The following is a 16459-nucleotide window of genomic DNA, read 5'->3' as shown; positions in this document are numbered from 1 at the left end:
GGTGGTCCACGGAATCAACGGTCCCTGCGACATCGGGAGCTCGGTAGCGAAAGCCGTCCAGGCCGCGTCGTTTCGGCGAGATCGAGATGGTCGATGGCGGGTTGCTACAGTCGTGACGTCACGGATGTGTCCTGCTGACGGGGTCTGAGTTGACTGACGTCCACCCGGTGAGCAATCCCGACGATGCGGTCCTTGACGTCGTCTTCATCCACGGACTTGACGGCGATGCCCGCCTTACCTGGTCCCACGCGGATCGCGATTCGTTCTGGCCGTTCTGGTTGGCCGTGGACTTCAACCGGGTCGCGGTCTGGACAGTCGACTACGACGCCTGGTCGAGCGAATACCGCGGTCGTTCGATGCCAATTCAGGACCGGGCCGTCGAGGTGATGGCGCAGTTGCAGAACAGAGGCATCGGCGACCGGCCGCTGTGCTTCGTGACGCACAGCATGGGTGGCCTCCTGGTGAAGGAGATCCTCATGCACTCCGCGAAGGGGCGCACCGAGTTCCGTGACTTCGCGCCGGCGACGCGCGGTGTGGTGTTCCTGGCCACCCCGCACGACGGATCCAGCATCGCGACATTCGTCGAATCGCTCGGCCTGCTGTACCGATCGACAGACGCCGTGAAGGACCTGCAGCGGGAGGTCGTCTACCTGCGCCACCTGAGCGACGACTATCGGGACTGGGTCGACGAGGTGCGGATCCGCAACCTGGTGTTCGTCGAGGCGCACCCGACCTGGCGCGTCCGGGTCGTCACCGCCTCGTCCGCGAATCCCGGCCTCGCGGGCGTCAAGCCCATTCCCATCGACGCGAACCATGGCGATATCTGCAAGCCGTTGAGCCGCGATTCTGTCGTGTACGGACAGGTCAGGCGGTTCGTCGGAGCCATCCTCGGGGATACCGCCCGTCCGCCGCCACCACCGCCGCGGTTCTACGTCGACGCGCTGAAAACGGTGAGTGTCTTCGCATTGCCCGCCATCAGTCGCCTCGATCTCATTTCGGACAGCATCGATGCCGCCGCCGTGCCGGGCCGGATCAGTTGTCTCGTGGGCGAGGGGGGTTCCGGCAAGAGCGTCCTGCTGGCGCAGCTCGCGGAGGCGCTGGTGGCCGGTGAATCGAGCAGCGGGCCGGCCGTGGTCATCGTCCCCTGCAACGCGGTATCGCAGTCTGCGGATCTGGCCACCGAGGACAGCGTCGACGTCGCTTTCGCCAGGGCCGCGGCGTTGCCGCAACCCGAGCGAGGGCTCCGTAGCTGGATTGCGGACCTGCGGGCCGCGTACGGATCCGTCTTCCTGCTCGTGGACACGCTCGACGTCGTCAGCACCGAGGACACCGTGCGAGCCATCGCTGCGGTGCTCGGGGACACCGCCGACCACGCCCAGCTCTTCCTCACCTGCCGGGAGCAGGAGTTTCGCGAACTCTTCACGTCCGCGAACGAAGCGCTGCGTCTCGGATCACACCGGGGCGTCAGTCTGCTGATGCCCAAACTGGACGTGGCGGAGATCCTCCGCTGGGCATCGCAGTTCATGGCCGAGCTGGCCCGCGGGGAGGTGGAGACCGAACGCTTCATCGAGTCCCTCTCCGACGCCGTGCGCTCGGCGACAGTGCAGAACGTGTGTGCCGTACCGCTGCGGCTCGCGCTCGCGTGCGACCTGTACAGCTCGACCGGGACCGTCCCCGCTGATCTGACGATCACCGGCCTGTACGAGTCGTACTGGGACACGCGCGTCGCGCGGGACCGGGACGGCCGGGTCACCTCCCGCAGCCGGGCCCAGCAGGCCGACGCCCTCGAACTGGCGGCGATGATCCGGGCGCAGAGCTCCGCCCGACTGGCACTGACCGCGGCGGTGGCCGACGCGGAGTCTCGCACCGGTATGCGCGCTCTCGTGAGTGAAGGGGTGATACGCCGGCACGCGGGCCGCTACGAGTTCTTCCACCAGACCTACGCGGAGTTCGCCGTCGCGCGGTTGCTGGCCATCGAGGCGGACGTCGACCAGCTGGCCGAGCTGCGCACTGCCCTGAATGATCCACATTCGCACTTCTGGCCGGTGGCGCGACACCTCATGCTGCTGGGGTCAAGCGACGACCGGTACCGGGATCTGCGCCAGGCGGTCCCGCTCCGCACGACAGAAGGCGCCCAGATCCACCTGCTCTCGGCCCTGAGCCGCCGATCGGCCGACCTGATCGCGGAGGTCGCCCGATCCGTTCACGACGAGAACCCGTACCTGCTGCACTCCCTCGCGCCGCTGCTGGCCGACGCGCACGACTCGTGTGCCGAGACGGCCCTGGAGGTCGTCGTGCCGTTGCTTGAGGACACCGACCGCGGCGGGGTGACCGAGGCGGCCCGGACCGTCGGCGTCCTGCTGGCCAAGGCGCCTGGCCGCCTCCGTGTGCACCGGCTGGCCTGGGCCCTCGACCTGGTGCGCAAGCGCCGGGCCGAACTGCCTGTCGACGTGTGGCTCGGCCTGCCCGAACATCTCGCCCGCCCGCTCTGCCTCGCCCCGGACGAAGATGCCCTGCGGTTTCTCCAGCAGCACTATCCCGACCTGGGGGTGTGCGCCCAGCGACTGATCCTGCGTGCGACGCTGGCGGCGGACGAGGCGATGTCGGAAGCCTTCGCGATCTCCATGTTCTCTCAGCCGTGCCCGCCTGACATGGCTGCGGATGAGCCTGTCGAACTGCTCAGGCGCTGCTGGGAGAGCGGCGCGGTCCGGGTGCGCCTGGGCTGGTCCAGCTGGCGCGATGTCATCGAGGCCGACCTTGCCGAACGGTGGGACGCCGCGCAGGTCCGGCTGGTTCGCATCTTCGCCCAGGATCCGGAGATCCGGCGCGACCTGTTCGCCACCACGCTGTCGAGCGCCGACGTGGCATTCCGCGACCGATGGGTGAACGCCGCCAAGTTCGCCGCCGACGACTGGCCGGAGGAGGTCCTTGCCATCCTCTGCGCCCTGCCCGTAGACCTGGGTCGGGCGGGGTTCGGCTCAGCGGCCACGCTCTCCAACCACCTCGCGGACGGACTGTCGTCCGCCGAGCGTCAGGCGGTGATCGCATCGCTCGCCCGGATCGAGGGGTTGGACCGGCGGCGGATCTGGCCGGCGCTCATCAAGTTGGCGGGTGCGGAGCCCGGGCTGCACGAGCAGTTGTTGCGCACGTTCGTCGGCGTCGACACGGTCGAGGCGAGCGCACCACAGAACAGCGCGCCCTGGCAGATCGCCCGGACGAGTGCGCTTGACACCTGGCTGAACGTCGCGCCAGCGCACTTCCTCGAGCGGCAGCGGTCCTGGTTCCGCGCGGCGCTGCCGGCCACCGGCAAGCGAGCGACCCAGCGCAGAGCCAAGTTCGAAGGGCGGATCTGTCGTGTCGACGAGGTGGCCCGGGAGTGGCTGAGCCGGGCGCTGCTCGACGGTCCCAGCCCGGCCGCCGCCACCGCCGGCATGAATACCGTCGGGTCGACGATCCGCGGCGCTGGCGAGGCGCTCACGCCGGAGCTGTTCACCTGGGTTCGCCACCTCCTCGCGTCCCGGCACACCGAGGCGGCACGACAGACCGCCACCCTCCTGGCGGATCCGGTGATCACGCCGGACTCCCTGTTCGCGGACGGCACTCTTGAGGAGGTCGCCACCGCCGCCGCGGACCGCCTGGAAACGGCGATCGATGCCCGCGAGGACAGTCAGTTGGCGTCCCGGCTGGTGGAGCTCGTCATCCGGCTCGACAATGTGCGGCCGCTCGACGTGTCGCTGATCCGGCGCGTCGTGCGAAAGATGTCCGAGCCGGTCCTGGCCATCAGCGCGCGCCTCGGTGACGGAGCCGTGCTCTCGGTGCGAGAGAAGGCCGAGATGGCATCGGACTTCAGCCGGTGGGCGGAGACGATCGGGCCGTTGGGCCCGCGTCGGTTGCCGAGCGGCGAGGCGGCCGACCTCGTCCGCCGCGTCGCGTGTGGCTGGGACAGCCACGACCTGGGCACCAGCATCAGCCGCGTGATGGCCAAGGTTCTGCGGAACATGTTGAGCAACGACCCCACGTTCGGAGCGTGGCTGGAGGAGCGGCTGTGGCCCGCCGCCGGTGCGGGCACCAAGCTCGCGATCGCGGAGGCGGTCGCCGTGTATGAACGGGTGGTGCCGGGACACCGGGCGCTGACCCTGGCGCGTCGGCCCGACTGCCCGCCGGTCGTGGCGCAGCAGATCCACCGCTGGCTACGCGAGTAGCGCCGTGTGCTGACCGTCAGCACGGGCGGCCAGTGGTGCGCGCTCGTCGGCGGGCACGGTGGTCTGGCAGTGGCCACGGACCCGCAGTGGTCGGACCGGCGCCGAACGGCGGGATCAACGCTGACGCAACTCCGCCGGCTTCCGCCTCGTTGATGCAGCAAGGGGTGGACGGAGGCCAACGATGGCGGCGGGGCGGAGCGTCGGTTTGCTGCGTCCTCCGGACAGTTCGGGTCGCGCGACCTTCCTGGAGCTGTTCTTCGATCTGGCCTTCGTGGTGGCCCTCACGCGGGTCTCGCAACGATTCGCCGGCGTGAGCGATGACACCGGATGGGCGCTCGCCATCGGGTTCGGACGTACCCTGCTGCTCTTTCTGGCACTGTGGCTGATCTGGTCGCACACCGTCTGGATCACCAGTCGCTACGAACCAGAGCAGCCGCTCATCCAGGCCGTCGTGGTCGGCACCATGTTCGCCGGCCTGGTCATGGCGGTGACGCTGCCCCGCGCCATGGAGGAGCGGGCGCTGCCGTTCACTGCCGCGTACCTGATGGTGATGGTGGTGCGGCCGCTTGTGGTCGCCGCCGCGCTGCATGGCCACCCGCGACGGCTCGTGCCGATCCGGCTTGTGGTGTGGGCGTCGGCGAGCGCGCCGCTGTGGCTGGCCGGCGCGCTGGGTCCGGACCGACTGCGCCTGACGTTGTGGGTCGCCGCCCTCGCCATCGACTACCTCGCCTGGGCCCTGGGCTGGCCGTTGCCGTGGCTCGGGGCCTCGCAGGTGGGTCGCTGGCGGATCGCGGGCACGCATCTCGGTGACCGGTACCAGCAGATGTTCCTCATCGCGCTCGGTGAGTCGATCCTGGTCATCGGCGTGGTCTTCAGCGGTCGGGACTACTCCGCCGAGCGGGCAGCGGCCTTCGCCGTCACGTTCGCCACCAGCGCGCTGCTCTGGCGGATCTACTTCCACCGCGCCGGTCTGCTGCTGCCCGACGCGTTGGATCGGGCGGCAATGCCCGGCCGGCTGGGCGCGGTGTTGGAGCGGACGCACCTGTTGATCGTGCTCAGCGTGCTCGGCACGTCGGTCGGCTACGAGCTGGTGATCGACGATCCGTTCGGGCAGCCGCGGCCCAGTTGGCTGTTGTTCGTGGTGGGCGGTCCGGTGCTCTTCCTCGTCGTCCGGATGCGGCTGGAGTACGAGATCTTCGGCCGGGTCTCCCGTACCCGTCTCATCGGGGTGGTGGTCCTGCTGCTGTGCACGCCGGTGCTGGCCCGCTGGGCGCCGATGGTCGGGCTGAGCGTGGTGGCCGGGGCGCTGGCCCTGGTCGCGGTACTCGACGCGCTGCGGGGTTGGGGACAACCGCCGGAGGTTGCCTCCTCGCCGATCGGGCGGGAGGCAACCGACGTTCGCGACTCCGAGGCGTGACCAGCACGCCGTAACGGACCCGCCGCTACAGGCCCAGGCTGCGCAGCACCGGTACGGTCTGGCCCACCCAGGCGAGGGTGGCGTCCTCGCGGGCGCCCTGGGTGCGTTGGGTGCCGGCCAGGAACCACAGGAAGTAGGTGGTGTAACCCGGTGCGCTGACCACTGTGTGGTAGCCCTCGGGCATCATCTGCATCACGTGCTCGCGGATGGTGACGTTCTCCTCGTAGCCCTCGTCGGTGTAGACCCGGCTGATGCCGAACCCGTCCGCCGGGTTGACGCGGTAGTAGTACATCTCCTCGTGTGCCGCCTCGGCGGGCAGGTCGTCGACCCGGTGCCGGTGTGGCGGGTAGGTGCTCCAGTTGCCCGAGGGCGTGTAGGTCTCGCCGACGATGAGCCGGCGGGCGGGCAGGTCCGGTTGGGCGACCTCGGTGAGGATCTGGTGGTAGGTGCGGCCGAAGTTCGCCGCTCCCCAGCGGCCGCTGGCGACCTGCTCCGGCGCGATGACATAGGGGTCGGTGGCCAGGTCGCTGGGGGCGCTGGGGAGGGCGACCTCCACGTCGGTGACGGCCTTGATGGTGATCGGGGAGCCGGCCGGGAGGTAGACGGAGTGCGGTTTGCCGGAGAACACGTCCGGCCGTTGGCCGACGTGCGGGAAGTGGTGGCCGGCGACGGTGAAGCTGGCGGTGCCACCGAGGACGACGGCCAGGATCTCCCGGTCACCGGACTCGCCGGTCCAGGAGTCGCCGGCCGACAGCCGCAGCAGGGTGAAGTCCAACAGCTGACAGGGATTGACGGGCAGCGTGTTCCGGCCGACTTCGGCGGGGATGGAGCAGTGGTAGCGGTAGTCCATGGTCACCTTTCGGGAGACGCGGGTTGTGCGGGTCGGTCGCGGATCACCAGGGGCTGGTCCAACCAGGGATCGTGACGCGGGTGAGGGCTTCCAGGTAGAAGTAGTCGCCCCACAGGGTGCCCTCGTCGACGCCGATGCCCTTGGGTTTGTCGTAGACGCCGTGGCGGATCAGCGCGTTCGAGCCCGGCTGGCCGCCGGTGGAGTAGTTGTCGATGAGCGAGCGCAGGATCTCGGCGGCGGCGGTCCGGTACCGGCCGGCGCTGGTCGGGTCGGTGAGGCCGTCGGCGAGTTCGAGGAGGCCGCAGACGGCTATGGCCGCGGCCGAGCTGTCCCGCTCCTGGCCGCTGCCGTCGCCGAATACCAGGTCCCAGTACGCGACGCGGTCGGTGGGCAGGTGGGCGAGGAAACGGTCGGCGCAGGCGCTCGCGGCGGTGAGCAACGCGGGATCGCCGATGTGCCGGTGGTTGAGGCTGAACCCGTAGATGCCCCACGCCTGCCCGCGGGCCCAGCAGGAATGGTCGGCGTGGCCCTGTTCGGTCTCGCCCCGCAGTGGCACCCCGCTGTCCGGGTCCCAGTAGAAGGTGTGGAAGGTGGTGCCGTCCGGGCGCAGGATGTGCTGGCGCAGTTGAGCGGTGTGCCGGCGGGCCGCGGCGGCGTAGCGGTCGTCGCCGGTGCTCTGGCTGGCCCAGAAGAGCAGCGGCGTGTTCATCAGGCTGTCGATGATCGTGCGGCCGCGTTGGCGAGGGTCGTTGAGGTCGCCCCAGGCCTGGATGATTCCGGCGGGTTCGAGCACGCGCGTCATCAGGTGGTCGGCGGCGGCGAGAGCCGCGGCGCGGGCCCGCGGGTCGCCGGTACGACGGGCCGGGGTGACGCAGGCGAGGGTGTAGAGGAACCCGAGGTCGTGGGTGTCCAGGTCGACCCCGTCGGCCACCCGGGCCGCGAAGCTGTCCACGTGCGACAGTGCGGCCCGCAGGTGCCGGTCGTCGCGGGTCAGGTCGTGCGCCAGCCAGAGCATGCCGGGCCAGAAGCTTGTGGTCCAGCCGACGTTGCCTCCCTCGGGTTGGCCGGCGTTCGGTGGCCGGAGTGGGTAGCGGTCGGCGTCGGTGGTGTCCGCGGGGTACCGGTCGCCGAAGGTGGCGATGTTCGCGTCGACGGTACGTATCGCTGCGGTCACCGCCGCCGCCGTGGCCTCTGCGTCGGAGCTGGGACGGACGTCGGTCGCCGTCATGGATGCTGTTCTCCCTCGTGGGTCCGGTCCGGTGCCGGGCAGTGTGTCGTCGGCGTCCCGGCTCGGTGGCCGGAACGTGGGGTTCAGGTGGGTTGGGGGGCGGTCTCCGGTGGGTCGAGGGCGGCGCGCAGGGTGAAGCGGCTGTTGGCCCAGACGACGTAGAGCAGCGGCGCGGCGGCGAGGCCGAGCGCGAGCGCGGGGCGGGCCGCCAGGAGTTGGGCGAGCAGAGCGAGCGCGAGCAACGAGACGGTGGTGAGGTACCACCGGCGCACCGCCAGATACACGCAGGTGCGGGCCACGTCCCGCAGCCGCGCGGTGGGTCGTTCGGCGACGGCCACCAACCCGAGCAGTGTGGTCGCGACGGTGAGGACGATCAGGGTCGCCAGCACCGGCAGGGCGAGTGCCCCGACCCGGTGTCCCCACGCGGCGCGGGCGTCGACGGCGAGCACGACCAGGGCGGCCATGGCCCCCGCCGTCCAGAGCAGCGCCGGCCGGGCAGTGGCGCGCCAGGCGCGGCCGTAGGTGCGCAGCACGTCGCCGGAGTCACCGGCGGAGTAGGCGGACATGACCGCGAAGGCCGCGCAGAGCCCCGGCGCGCAGAGCGGAGCGGTGAGCGCGTAGAGCGGCCAGGACCGCGCCGCGTCGGTGGTGAACGCGAGCATCACCAGCGGCAGACACCCGAGCACCAGCAGCAGGTTGGTGACAAGCGCGACGTAGATCCCGTCGAAGACGGCGGTCATGGTGTGGTGACGCGAACGCATGGACCTCAACCCTTCAGTCCGGTCGAGGCGACGCCCTCGATGAAGTAGCGCTGGCCCAGGAGGAAGATGACGGCGACGGGCAGCACGGACAGCACCGAGCCGGTCATGATCAGCGCGTACTCGGCGTTGTACTGGGAGATGAAGGTGTTCAGCCCCAACTGGATGGTGCGCAGCTCCGGACTGCGCAGGTAGATCAGTGGGCCGAGGTAGTCGTTCCAGGTGGTCGTGAACATCAGCAGGGCCAGGCTGGCGAGCGCCGGCCGGGACAACGGCAGGATGATCCGTCGGTAGATGCCGTACTCGCTGAGCCCGTCGACCCGCGCCGCTTCGCTGAGTTCCTCGGGGATCGTCTCGTAGAACTGCTTCATCAGGAACACGCCAACCGCGCCGAACGCCTGGATCGCGACGATCGACCACAGCGTGTTCGACAGGTGCAGCTTCGACATGAGGATGAACTGCGGGATCATGTACGACTGCCAGGGCACCGCGATCGTCCCGACGTACGCCAGGAAGAGCGCGTTACGGCCGGGGAAGCGGACCCGGGCGAAGCCGTAGGCCGCGAAGCTGCCGGTGAACACCTGTAGGAAGGTGACGATCACCGACAGCAGCAGGGTGTTACCCAACCACGTCGTCATGTCCGAGCGCTGCCAGATGTCGACGTAGTTACGCCACACCACGGGATCGGGGAGCCAGGTGATCGGGATGGTGAAGACGTCGTTGTTGGTCTTCAACGACGCCACCACCATCCAGAAGAACGGCAGCAGCAGCCCGGCCGCCGCGAGCACGAGAGCGGCGTACCCGAGGAGCCGCCCGCCCCGGGACCTGACACGTCGGGCGGAGGTTCCGTGTTTGCCGGGCGCGACGACGGCCGGGACGGGCGTGGAGAGGTCGGTCGCGGTCATCAGCTGTTCCTCCGCTTGTTGACCATGAACTGGATGACCGTGATGCCGAAGCAGATGGCGAACAGGACGATGGAGACCGCCGAGGCGTAACCGAACTGGTTCTCCTCGAAGCCCTTCTGGAAGATGTACTGCGAGAGCACAAGTGTCGACTGGCCCGGTCCGCCGCCGGTCATCACGAGGATGAGGTCGAAGACCTTGAAACTCTCGATGGTGAGCAGCACCGTGACGAAGAACGTGGTGTGCCGCAGGCCGGGCAGGGTCACGTGCACGAACCGCTGCCACGGTGAGGCGCCGTCGGTCTCGGCCGCCTCGTAGAGCTGGGCCGGGATGGTCTGTAGGCCGGCCAGGAACAGCAGCATGTAGTAGCCCATGTACCGCCAGGTGCCGACGATGATGACCGCCGGCATCGACCAGGTCGCCGACGCGGTCCAGCCCGGCGGGTTGTCCACCCCGACGGCGCCGAGGAGAGCGTTGATCGGGCCGTACTCCGGGCTGAAAAGCTGGTTCCAGACGACCGCGATCGCCACGATCGAGGTGATGTAGGGGAAGAAGGCGATGGTACGGAAGAACCGCACGCCGCGCAGTTTGCGGTTGAGCAGCAGCGCCAGCCCGAGTGCTGCCGCGAGGGTCAACGGGATGTGAAAGACGGCGTAGTAGACGGTGTTCCGCAGTGCGGTCCAGAAGCTCGCGTCGTCCCACATCCGCCGAAAGTTGGCGGTGCCGGTCCACTCGGCCACCCCGAAGACGTTCCAGTTGGTGAACGCCACGTAGAACAGCACGACGACGGGTAGCAGGGTGAGCCCGACGAAGCCGAGGAAGTTGGGGAGGATGAACGACCAGCCGGCGACCGTGTTGCGCGACACCAGCCGCCGGTTCCTGGGTCTCGTGCGCGGCAATGTTGCCATAGGGAGTCTCCGGAAGCGTTCGGCCTGGGGGCGGGACCGGCGTGCGGCTCAGGCGCGCCGGGCCCGCCATCAGCTCACTGGTTGAGGACTTCGTTCTTGGCGCGGGACTGCGCCTTGCTCAGCTCCGCGTCGACGCCCTTGCTGTCGGAGAGGATCGCCGAGTGCGTCTCGTTGAGGAGGTTCTGCAGACCGGCGGTGTGCTTCGACACCGGGTTCTCCGGCTTGACGGTGTGCTTGGCGAAGGCGAACTTCGACAGGTCGTCCTGCGGTACGCCGTCCAGCCCGAACAGCGACGCGGTGACCGCGTCGGTGACCTGGGCCGGGGTGATGCCGATCCCGGCCAGCGCCTTGCCGGCCTCCGGGCCGGCCGCGTACTTGAGGAAGTCCTTGGCCGCGGCGGCCTTGGACTTGTTGATCTTCGGGTTGATCCCCAGGCCGGTCGGGTCGCCGAAGGTGACAGGTGTGGCGGAGGCGCCGGTGGTGGACTTGTCGAACTGCGGCGCCGGGGCGATCCCCCACTGGAACGTGTCGGCGTCGCCGCTCTGCCGCTGGTTGAGCAGCGTGGCCACGTACCAGGTGCCCATCAGCAGCATCGCCGACTGCTGCTTGCCGAACTGCGCCTGGTAGGTGAGTTTGTTGGTCTTCGCGGTGCCGAAGGTCGGCTGCGCGCCGGCCGCCTGCAGGTCGAGTGACCGCTCGTAGTACGGCTTCAGGTAGCCGAAGTCCCCGGAGAGCAGGTCCGCGTTGGGGGTCTGGGCGAGCGCGAAGCCCTGCACTGTCGACTGGAAGGTGTGCTGGTACGCGCCTGTCGCGTTCGAACCGGCCGCCTTCAGCCCGGTCTGCAGTCGCTTCGCCGCGTCGGTGTAGTCGTCCCAGGTCCAACTGCCGTCCGGCGGTGCCACCTTCGCCTTCGCGAACAGGTCCTTGTTGTAGAACAGCACCCACGAGTCCTGCCGGTACGGCACCGCGTACGCCTTGCCGTCGACCTGGTACGACGCCAGCGCGGGCGAGTTGAGACCGGAGGCGGCGTCGGAGACGTCGAGCAGTTGACCACCGCTCTGGTACGTGTAGAAGTTCTTGAGGTTCTTCATGACGTAGACGTCCGGGGCGGTGCCCGCGGCCAGGTCCGTGATCATCTGGGTGTCGTAGTCGTTGCCCGGGGCGTACTCCTTGAGCTCCACCGTCACGTTCGGGTGGGTCGCCTTGAAGCCGTCGGCGAGCGTCTTGAACTCGGGCGTGGACGCGAGACTCCAGCCGGCCAGGGTGATCGTCACCGGGGCATTGGGGTCGACTGGCTCGTCTCCGCCGCCGCAGCCGGTGAGAACAAGCGTCAGGGCCGTCGCAGCGCTGATGACGGCCGGTATCGCACGCTTCATCCCTTTCTCCTTTGGGTTGGGGGCCCGGACAGGCCCGCACTGCTACCAGGGCACCCGGTGGGCCCGGCATGCTCCGTGTCCAACCGGGTCGACGTGCTGATCCCGTCGGGCCAGTCGATTGCGAGGTGGAGGCCGTCGGTGCCCTCGTCGGCCACGACCTGGCAGGCCCGCCCGGTGGTGGCGGCCGGCACTGTGGACAGCTCGAGGAGGGCGGCGGACCACGCGCCGGGCCGGACGGGGTGGTCCAGCCAGGGCACGACCAGCCCGCCGGCCAGCGGCCCGCCGGGCGCGACGGTTGTGGCACCTGCCGTTCCGTCGCCGTTAACACTTTCGAGCCTGCTGGTCAGGCCGGCCCCGGTCACTGTCGCCACCCGGTCGTGCACTGTCGCCGTCGCGTCCCCGGCAACGGCCCATCCGCCGATCCGTAGCCGCAGCGCAGCCGCCTCGACGCCGTCGGCGAGGTCGTCGACGCGGGTCAGCCGGAGTTCCCAGGGGCCGCGGACCAGCGAGTACACAGTGACGTGCCCGGCCGGTCGGGACTGACCCGGACGGCCGCCGCCGTGATCGCGCTGACCCGGATCGGGGTCGACCCAGTGGGCGAGGGCACGTGACCCGGCCACCCCCACGCCGTCGCTGTCGACGTGCACACCCAGCAGGCGCATGCCGGCGCGGTGGGTGACCCGACCCGCGTCGTCGATGAGAGTGACGGACTGATCGAGCGGAGCGTCCCAGCCGCTGTCGTCGAGGACGGGGCTGGTAGCGGTGGAGTAGCCCAGCCGGGCGTAGAGCGGGGAATCTCCGCCGGTGGCACCCTCGACGGCGTGGTCGGTGCCGTGGTTGACGACGCGGACGACCCCGTCGGCACGGGTGCCGGAGACCAGCCAGCCGGGCGCGTGAATCGCCCGCAGGGTGTCCCGCTCCTCGACCGGCAGCGGCTCCTCGGGAGTCGTCCAGACCGGATGGTCGGCGGGTAGCGCGATGCCGAGCAGGCCCTTGCTGGCCCAGTACGGCGAGCCCGGCCCGGAGTACGACTGCGCCAGTCGGGGCCACGGCCGGTGCCAGCCGAGGGTGAGCAGGCCGCGTTCGTCAAAGGCGCCGTTGGCGACGAAGTGGCGCACGATCCCGGTGGCCGCGCGACGCAACTGGCCGAGGCTGACCGAGGGCACGCCGGCGATGGCACCGACCCAGAACGGCGCCGCCGCGGCGAAGCGGTAGATCAGGCTTCGCCCCTGGATCAACGGTGATCCGTCGGCTCCCACGAGCGCCACCGCGTCGGTCAGGAAGCGGTCGAGGCCGGCGAGGTCCCGTTCGTGGCGTTGCTCGGCCAGGTCGGCGGCGCCGGCCATTCGCGCCCACAGCGTCGGGTACAGGTGCAGGGCCCAGCCCACATAGTGGTCGTAGGCGCGGTGCGACCCGTCGGACATCCAGCCGTCCGCGCGGGCGAAGCCGTCGTGCGTGCGCAGGTCCTCGGCCATCTCGTCGAGCGAGTGCGGCCCGCCCACCGAACGCAGGAACGTCTGGACGACAAGCCGGAACCAGACCCAGTTGATCCGTGGGTACGTGTCGTCGCCGACCGCCGGGCGTAGGTAGTCGACCACCCGCTCCCGCACCGCGGACGGCATCCGGTCCCAGATCCACGGGCGGGTCAGGTCCAGAACCAGCGCGATGGAGGCGGCCTCCACCTTCGCCTGGGGGTGCTCGTCCAAGCGCACCCAGCGGTCCGGAGAGCTCGGGTCGGTACCGGCGGCGACGCCGGCCGCGTACCGGTCCACGAGCTCGTCGACGCCCACTCCCCGGGCGCCCGCGATGCGGAAACCGGCGAGCAGGAAGGTGCGAGCGAAGCCCTCCAGGCCATCGACGGCCCGCCCGTAGCCGCCCTCCGGACCGGGGAAGCTGATCAGGGCGTGGCCGGGTGACGCGAACGGCCGGGCGGCGGCGAGCATCCGGTCGGCGAGGGCCAACCAGTCATCCCGGTGCCAGGTCGCGGCGGCGGCCGCCGGGTCCGTTCCCGGTGCCGGCCAGCCGGCCGTCCCGAACGTCATCCGAGGTCCTGTCGCATCGAGCCGTCTCCGTGGCGTTGGGGCGAGCGGGGCATGGCCCAGGAATGTGACGTACAGACATCCGCAGGGTTTCCGAAGTAAAACGCTCACAACAGAGCAAGTCAATGCCCTTCGCAAGCCGATGTGGACAGGTCCGATCAGGAGCGCTCACGCTGTTGCCCTCACGCGCAAAGCGATCTGATACGATCACAATCGTTCATAGTCGCGCTATCGGTCCGAGGAGCCATGGCTGTCGCAGACCGCCTCGCAGGCCCGCTGGCCTCGGCCTGGTGCCGTAACCGGGCGAGAGTCTCGGCACCGGCGCTCGCGCCGCCGCACGAAGCGTTCCCCGGAGGTCCCGCATGACACAGGACAGCCCCGTCGTCGCCATGGCGGAGGGCTCCCGAGGGCCGCTTCAGGTCGCCCGCCGCCAACAACTGTTGGCAGCCCTGCAGCGGGACGGTTCGATGCGCATCTCCGACCTGTCTCACGTGCTGGGCGCCGCGCCGGTCACCATTCGGCGCGACATCGCGGAGCTGGCCGCCGAGGGGTTGGTACGCCGCGTCCACGGTGGGGTCGCCCTGATCCTGCCGGACGACGCCCCGGCCGTGGACGAGGCGCCGGGCATCGGCCTGGACCCGCTCGTCGGGCGGACCCTCGGCATGCTCGTGCCCTCGTTGGACTACTACTGGCCGGACGTGGCTCGCGGCGTCGAGGCTGCCGCGCGCGAGCTCGACATGCGCGTGGTGCTGCGCGGCTCCTCCTACGACAGCGAGGACGACCAGCCGCAACTGGCCCGCCTGGTGGAGCGGATCGGCGTCGACGCGCTCATCATCGCGCCGAGCATGGCCGCCTCGAGCGCCGCGCGCACCATCGATTGGCTCGACCAGGTCGGCGTCCCCGTCGTCCTGTTGGAACGTACCGCCACGGTGGGCAGCCACCGCGCGGTAATGGAATCGGTGGTCACCGACCACGCGCTCGGCGCGGCCATGGCGGTACGCCACCTCACCTCACTCGGACACCGCAAGGTCGGTCTGGTGCTCGACGCCAACAGCCCCACCAGCCAGCACGTACGGCGTGGCTGGCTCGACGCCGCTGCCGAGTGTGGCCTCGACCCGGACGCGACGGTGCTGGCAGTGGTGCCCGACGCGCGCTCACCGGAGCGGGACACCGTACTCAACGACGTCCTCGACCGGTGTCGGGCGACCGCGACGACGGCGCTGCTGGTGCACGCCGACGCCGAGGCCATCGCGTTGGTGCAGCACTGCGAGGAACGGCATCTCTCCGTTCCCGGCGACCTCTCCATCGTCGCCTACGACGACGAGGTCGCCGGGCTCTTCAGCCCGCCGCTGACCGCGGTCCGACCGCCGCGACGCTCGATCGGACGGGCCGCCGTGCGTCTCGTGGCCGACCGGCTCGTCGACCCCGACCGCCCCACCCACCGGATTGTCATCAGCCCGTCGCTGCGGATCCGGGAGTCGACCGCGCCACCGCCCGCGTAGGGGGTCTTCCTTCCCGGTCACCCGGGGGACCACCAGGACAACGACCCGGCCCGGTGGCTCGCCGAGGTCGCGCCGAATCCGCAGCCAGCCCTCACCGGCCCCCGGGAGCAGTGCCCGGGTTCAGCAGACTGGTGGGGGCAGGCGCTCCGCGTCGGCCCCCGGCCAGCAGCGGCTCACCCAGCAGCAGGGCGACAGTGCCGAGGGTCAGCAGTGCTCCCACGAGGAACGCGCCGCGCACCCCGAACGCCGACAGCGCGGCGCCGCCGACGAGGGCGCCGGCCGCCACGCCGACGTTGAAGGCTGCCGAACTCGCGGCGAAGCCGATCTCCGTGCGGCCCGGACTCACGTGCAGGATGCGGGCCTGGGCGGCCGTGAAGATGGGTGCGGCGGAACAGCCGAGCAGGGCGAGGCCGATGATCACCAGGGCCTGGTTGCCCGCTGACTGGAAGAGCAGCAGCATCGCTGCTGTCTGCGCGCAGACCGCGAGCACCAGGCAGGCACGCCGAGCAGGGTGGCGAGCGAGCCGCACACGGACGTCACGGCGAGGACCCGGCCGCGTATCTCCGGTGCGAACAGCCCCACCGCCACCGAACCCATGACGGCCCAGAACACCGCCTGCGCCACTGCCACAACGATCCGAGCGCCCAGCAGCACGCCGTACGACGTGGTGAGCACGGACCCGAGGGTCGCCACGGCCAGGACCACCAGGACGCCGGCGAGCACGAAACGACGGGGCAGGTGCCTGGTGAGTTGCGCCATCGGCAACGACACGACGGCGACGGCGAGACCGTAGCCGGTGACCAGGAAACCGGCGGCCGGCAGGGAGACGCCGAGGTCGGCCGACATCAGATTGAGCAGGCCGATCGGCAGGTTTTCCGTGGTGTTGAAGATGAAGGCGGACAGCGCGATGGCAAGCAGAACGCTCACCCGGCGTCCAACGTCAAACGACATCCGTCTGTTGTTCCCTCCGAGTCGACAAGTGTCCGCCAGGGTGTGCGAACCGCGACTCATCGGCACCAGCCCGTCGCCGTGCCCTGTCTAAGAGTCGTCCGGGAATGGCCTGCTTCCGATTTCGGTGGCAAATGCGGTGACGGGGGTGGCAAGACCGATGGTCGCCGAGTGACGTCCGTCGAAATCCTTCGGGAAAGGTACCGTACTTTGTGGGCGGTGCGGTGCCGGAGGTGCTGGCGCGATCCCGCGCGGCGGTCGAGCAGCAGGTCACGCCCGGTGCGGGGCGGGCCCAGGGTGTGGCGCGGTCGAATGCGCGACACCCAGTC

The 16459-nt window shown here is 70.0% G+C and carries 12 protein-coding genes; 3 read left to right on the top strand and 9 right to left on the bottom strand.

The annotated features are described in order from the left end of the window. Positions 1 to 149: 149 nt before the first annotated feature. Together AB0B86_RS32075 and AB0B86_RS32070 are read left to right on the top strand one after the other, a co-directional pair. Positions 150 to 4202, top strand: a complete 4053-nt coding sequence (locus tag AB0B86_RS32075; RefSeq protein ID WP_357420432.1) for a hypothetical protein — start codon at positions 150 to 152, stop codon at positions 4200 to 4202. A 181-nt stretch (positions 4203 to 4383) separates the two neighbouring features. After that, positions 4384 to 5619, top strand: a complete 1236-nt coding sequence (locus AB0B86_RS32070; RefSeq protein WP_357411947.1) for a low temperature requirement protein A — start codon at positions 4384 to 4386, stop codon at positions 5617 to 5619. 25 nt (positions 5620 to 5644) lie between these two features. Here AB0B86_RS32070 and iolB read toward each other — a convergent pair whose 3' ends face one another. From iolB to AB0B86_RS32035, 7 genes are all read right to left on the bottom strand, one after another. Beyond that, positions 5645 to 6469, bottom strand: coding sequence for a 5-deoxy-glucuronate isomerase (gene iolB, locus AB0B86_RS32065; RefSeq protein ID WP_357411946.1), 825 nt, complete (start codon positions 6467 to 6469; stop codon positions 5645 to 5647). A 43-nt stretch (positions 6470 to 6512) separates the two neighbouring features. Beyond that, a complete protein-coding gene (locus AB0B86_RS32060; protein ID WP_357411945.1) occupies positions 6513 to 7697 on the bottom strand; it encodes a glycoside hydrolase family 88 protein in 1185 nt (394 codons plus the stop codon). A gap of 83 nt (positions 7698 to 7780) precedes the next feature. Further along, the gene (locus tag AB0B86_RS32055; protein ID WP_357411944.1) at positions 7781 to 8458 is read right to left on the bottom strand and encodes a hypothetical protein; all 678 of its coding nucleotides are present in this window, start codon (positions 8456 to 8458) and stop codon (positions 7781 to 7783) included. 5 nt (positions 8459 to 8463) lie between these two features. Next, entirely contained in the window at positions 8464 to 9360 is an 897-nt protein-coding gene (locus tag AB0B86_RS32050) for a carbohydrate ABC transporter permease (protein ID WP_357411943.1), read from the bottom strand. Continuing rightward, on the bottom strand, positions 9360 to 10223 hold the full coding sequence (locus AB0B86_RS32045) for a sugar ABC transporter permease (RefSeq protein WP_357411942.1): 864 nt from the start codon (positions 10221 to 10223) through the stop codon (positions 9360 to 9362). The genes AB0B86_RS32050 and AB0B86_RS32045 overlap by 1 nt, the downstream gene beginning before the upstream one ends. Before the next feature lie 116 nt (positions 10224 to 10339). Next, positions 10340 to 11641, bottom strand: a complete 1302-nt coding sequence (locus AB0B86_RS32040; protein WP_357411941.1) for an extracellular solute-binding protein — start codon at positions 11639 to 11641, stop codon at positions 10340 to 10342. After that, the gene (locus AB0B86_RS32035) at positions 11638 to 13683 is read right to left on the bottom strand and encodes a DUF2264 domain-containing protein (protein WP_357420429.1); all 2046 of its coding nucleotides are present in this window, start codon (positions 13681 to 13683) and stop codon (positions 11638 to 11640) included. The genes AB0B86_RS32040 and AB0B86_RS32035 overlap by 4 nt, the downstream gene beginning before the upstream one ends. A gap of 359 nt (positions 13684 to 14042) precedes the next feature. Here AB0B86_RS32035 and AB0B86_RS32030 point away from each other — a divergent pair, with 359 nt between their 5' ends. Next, positions 14043 to 15182, top strand: a complete 1140-nt coding sequence (locus tag AB0B86_RS32030) for a substrate-binding domain-containing protein (protein ID WP_357411939.1) — start codon at positions 14043 to 14045, stop codon at positions 15180 to 15182. A 91-nt stretch (positions 15183 to 15273) separates the two neighbouring features. Here the strand turns inward: AB0B86_RS32030 and AB0B86_RS32025 are convergent, their stop codons facing one another. Together AB0B86_RS32025 and AB0B86_RS32020 are read right to left on the bottom strand one after the other, a co-directional pair. Next, complete coding sequence (locus AB0B86_RS32025; RefSeq protein ID WP_357411938.1) at positions 15274 to 15642, bottom strand: MFS transporter; 369 nt, start codon at positions 15640 to 15642, stop codon at positions 15274 to 15276. Then, positions 15600 to 16133: an MFS transporter gene (locus AB0B86_RS32020; protein WP_357411937.1), complete on the bottom strand. Its 534-nt coding sequence runs from the start codon at positions 16131 to 16133 to the stop codon at positions 15600 to 15602. The genes AB0B86_RS32025 and AB0B86_RS32020 overlap by 43 nt, the downstream gene beginning before the upstream one ends. Positions 16134 to 16459 lie beyond the last annotated feature (326 nt).

The sequence above is a fragment of the Micromonospora sp. NPDC049047 genome, assembly GCF_040649135.1.
Taxonomy (GTDB): domain Bacteria; phylum Actinomycetota; class Actinomycetes; order Mycobacteriales; family Micromonosporaceae; genus Micromonospora.
The sequence above is the reverse complement of the archived record's forward strand: the minus strand, read 5'-3'. Positions and strand labels throughout refer to the sequence as shown.

What these genes read in the sequence shown, in the direction of transcription:
- AB0B86_RS32040 (WP_357411941.1), bottom strand. Translation starts at nt 11,641, where the DNA reads ATGAAGCGTGCGATACCGGCCGTCATCAGCGCTGCGACGGCCCTGACG.
- AB0B86_RS32025 (WP_357411938.1), bottom strand. Translation starts at nt 15,642, where the DNA reads ATGCTGCTGCTCTTCCAGTCAGCGGGCAACCAGGCCCTGGTGATCATC.
- AB0B86_RS32060 (WP_357411945.1), bottom strand. Translation starts at nt 7,697, where the DNA reads ATGACGGCGACCGACGTCCGTCCCAGCTCCGACGCAGAGGCCACGGCG.
- iolB (WP_357411946.1), bottom strand. Translation starts at nt 6,469, where the DNA reads ATGGACTACCGCTACCACTGCTCCATCCCCGCCGAAGTCGGCCGGAAC.
- AB0B86_RS32035 (WP_357420429.1), bottom strand. Translation starts at nt 13,683, where the DNA reads ATGACGTTCGGGACGGCCGGCTGGCCGGCACCGGGAACGGACCCGGCG.
- AB0B86_RS32050 (WP_357411943.1), bottom strand. Translation starts at nt 9,360, where the DNA reads ATGACCGCGACCGACCTCTCCACGCCCGTCCCGGCCGTCGTCGCGCCC.
- AB0B86_RS32070 (WP_357411947.1), top strand. Translation starts at nt 4,384, where the DNA reads ATGGCGGCGGGGCGGAGCGTCGGTTTGCTGCGTCCTCCGGACAGTTCG.
- AB0B86_RS32030 (WP_357411939.1), top strand. Translation starts at nt 14,043, where the DNA reads ATGACACAGGACAGCCCCGTCGTCGCCATGGCGGAGGGCTCCCGAGGG.
- AB0B86_RS32020 (WP_357411937.1), bottom strand. Translation starts at nt 16,133, where the DNA reads ATGTCGTTTGACGTTGGACGCCGGGTGAGCGTTCTGCTTGCCATCGCG.
- AB0B86_RS32055 (WP_357411944.1), bottom strand. Translation starts at nt 8,458, where the DNA reads ATGCGTTCGCGTCACCACACCATGACCGCCGTCTTCGACGGGATCTAC.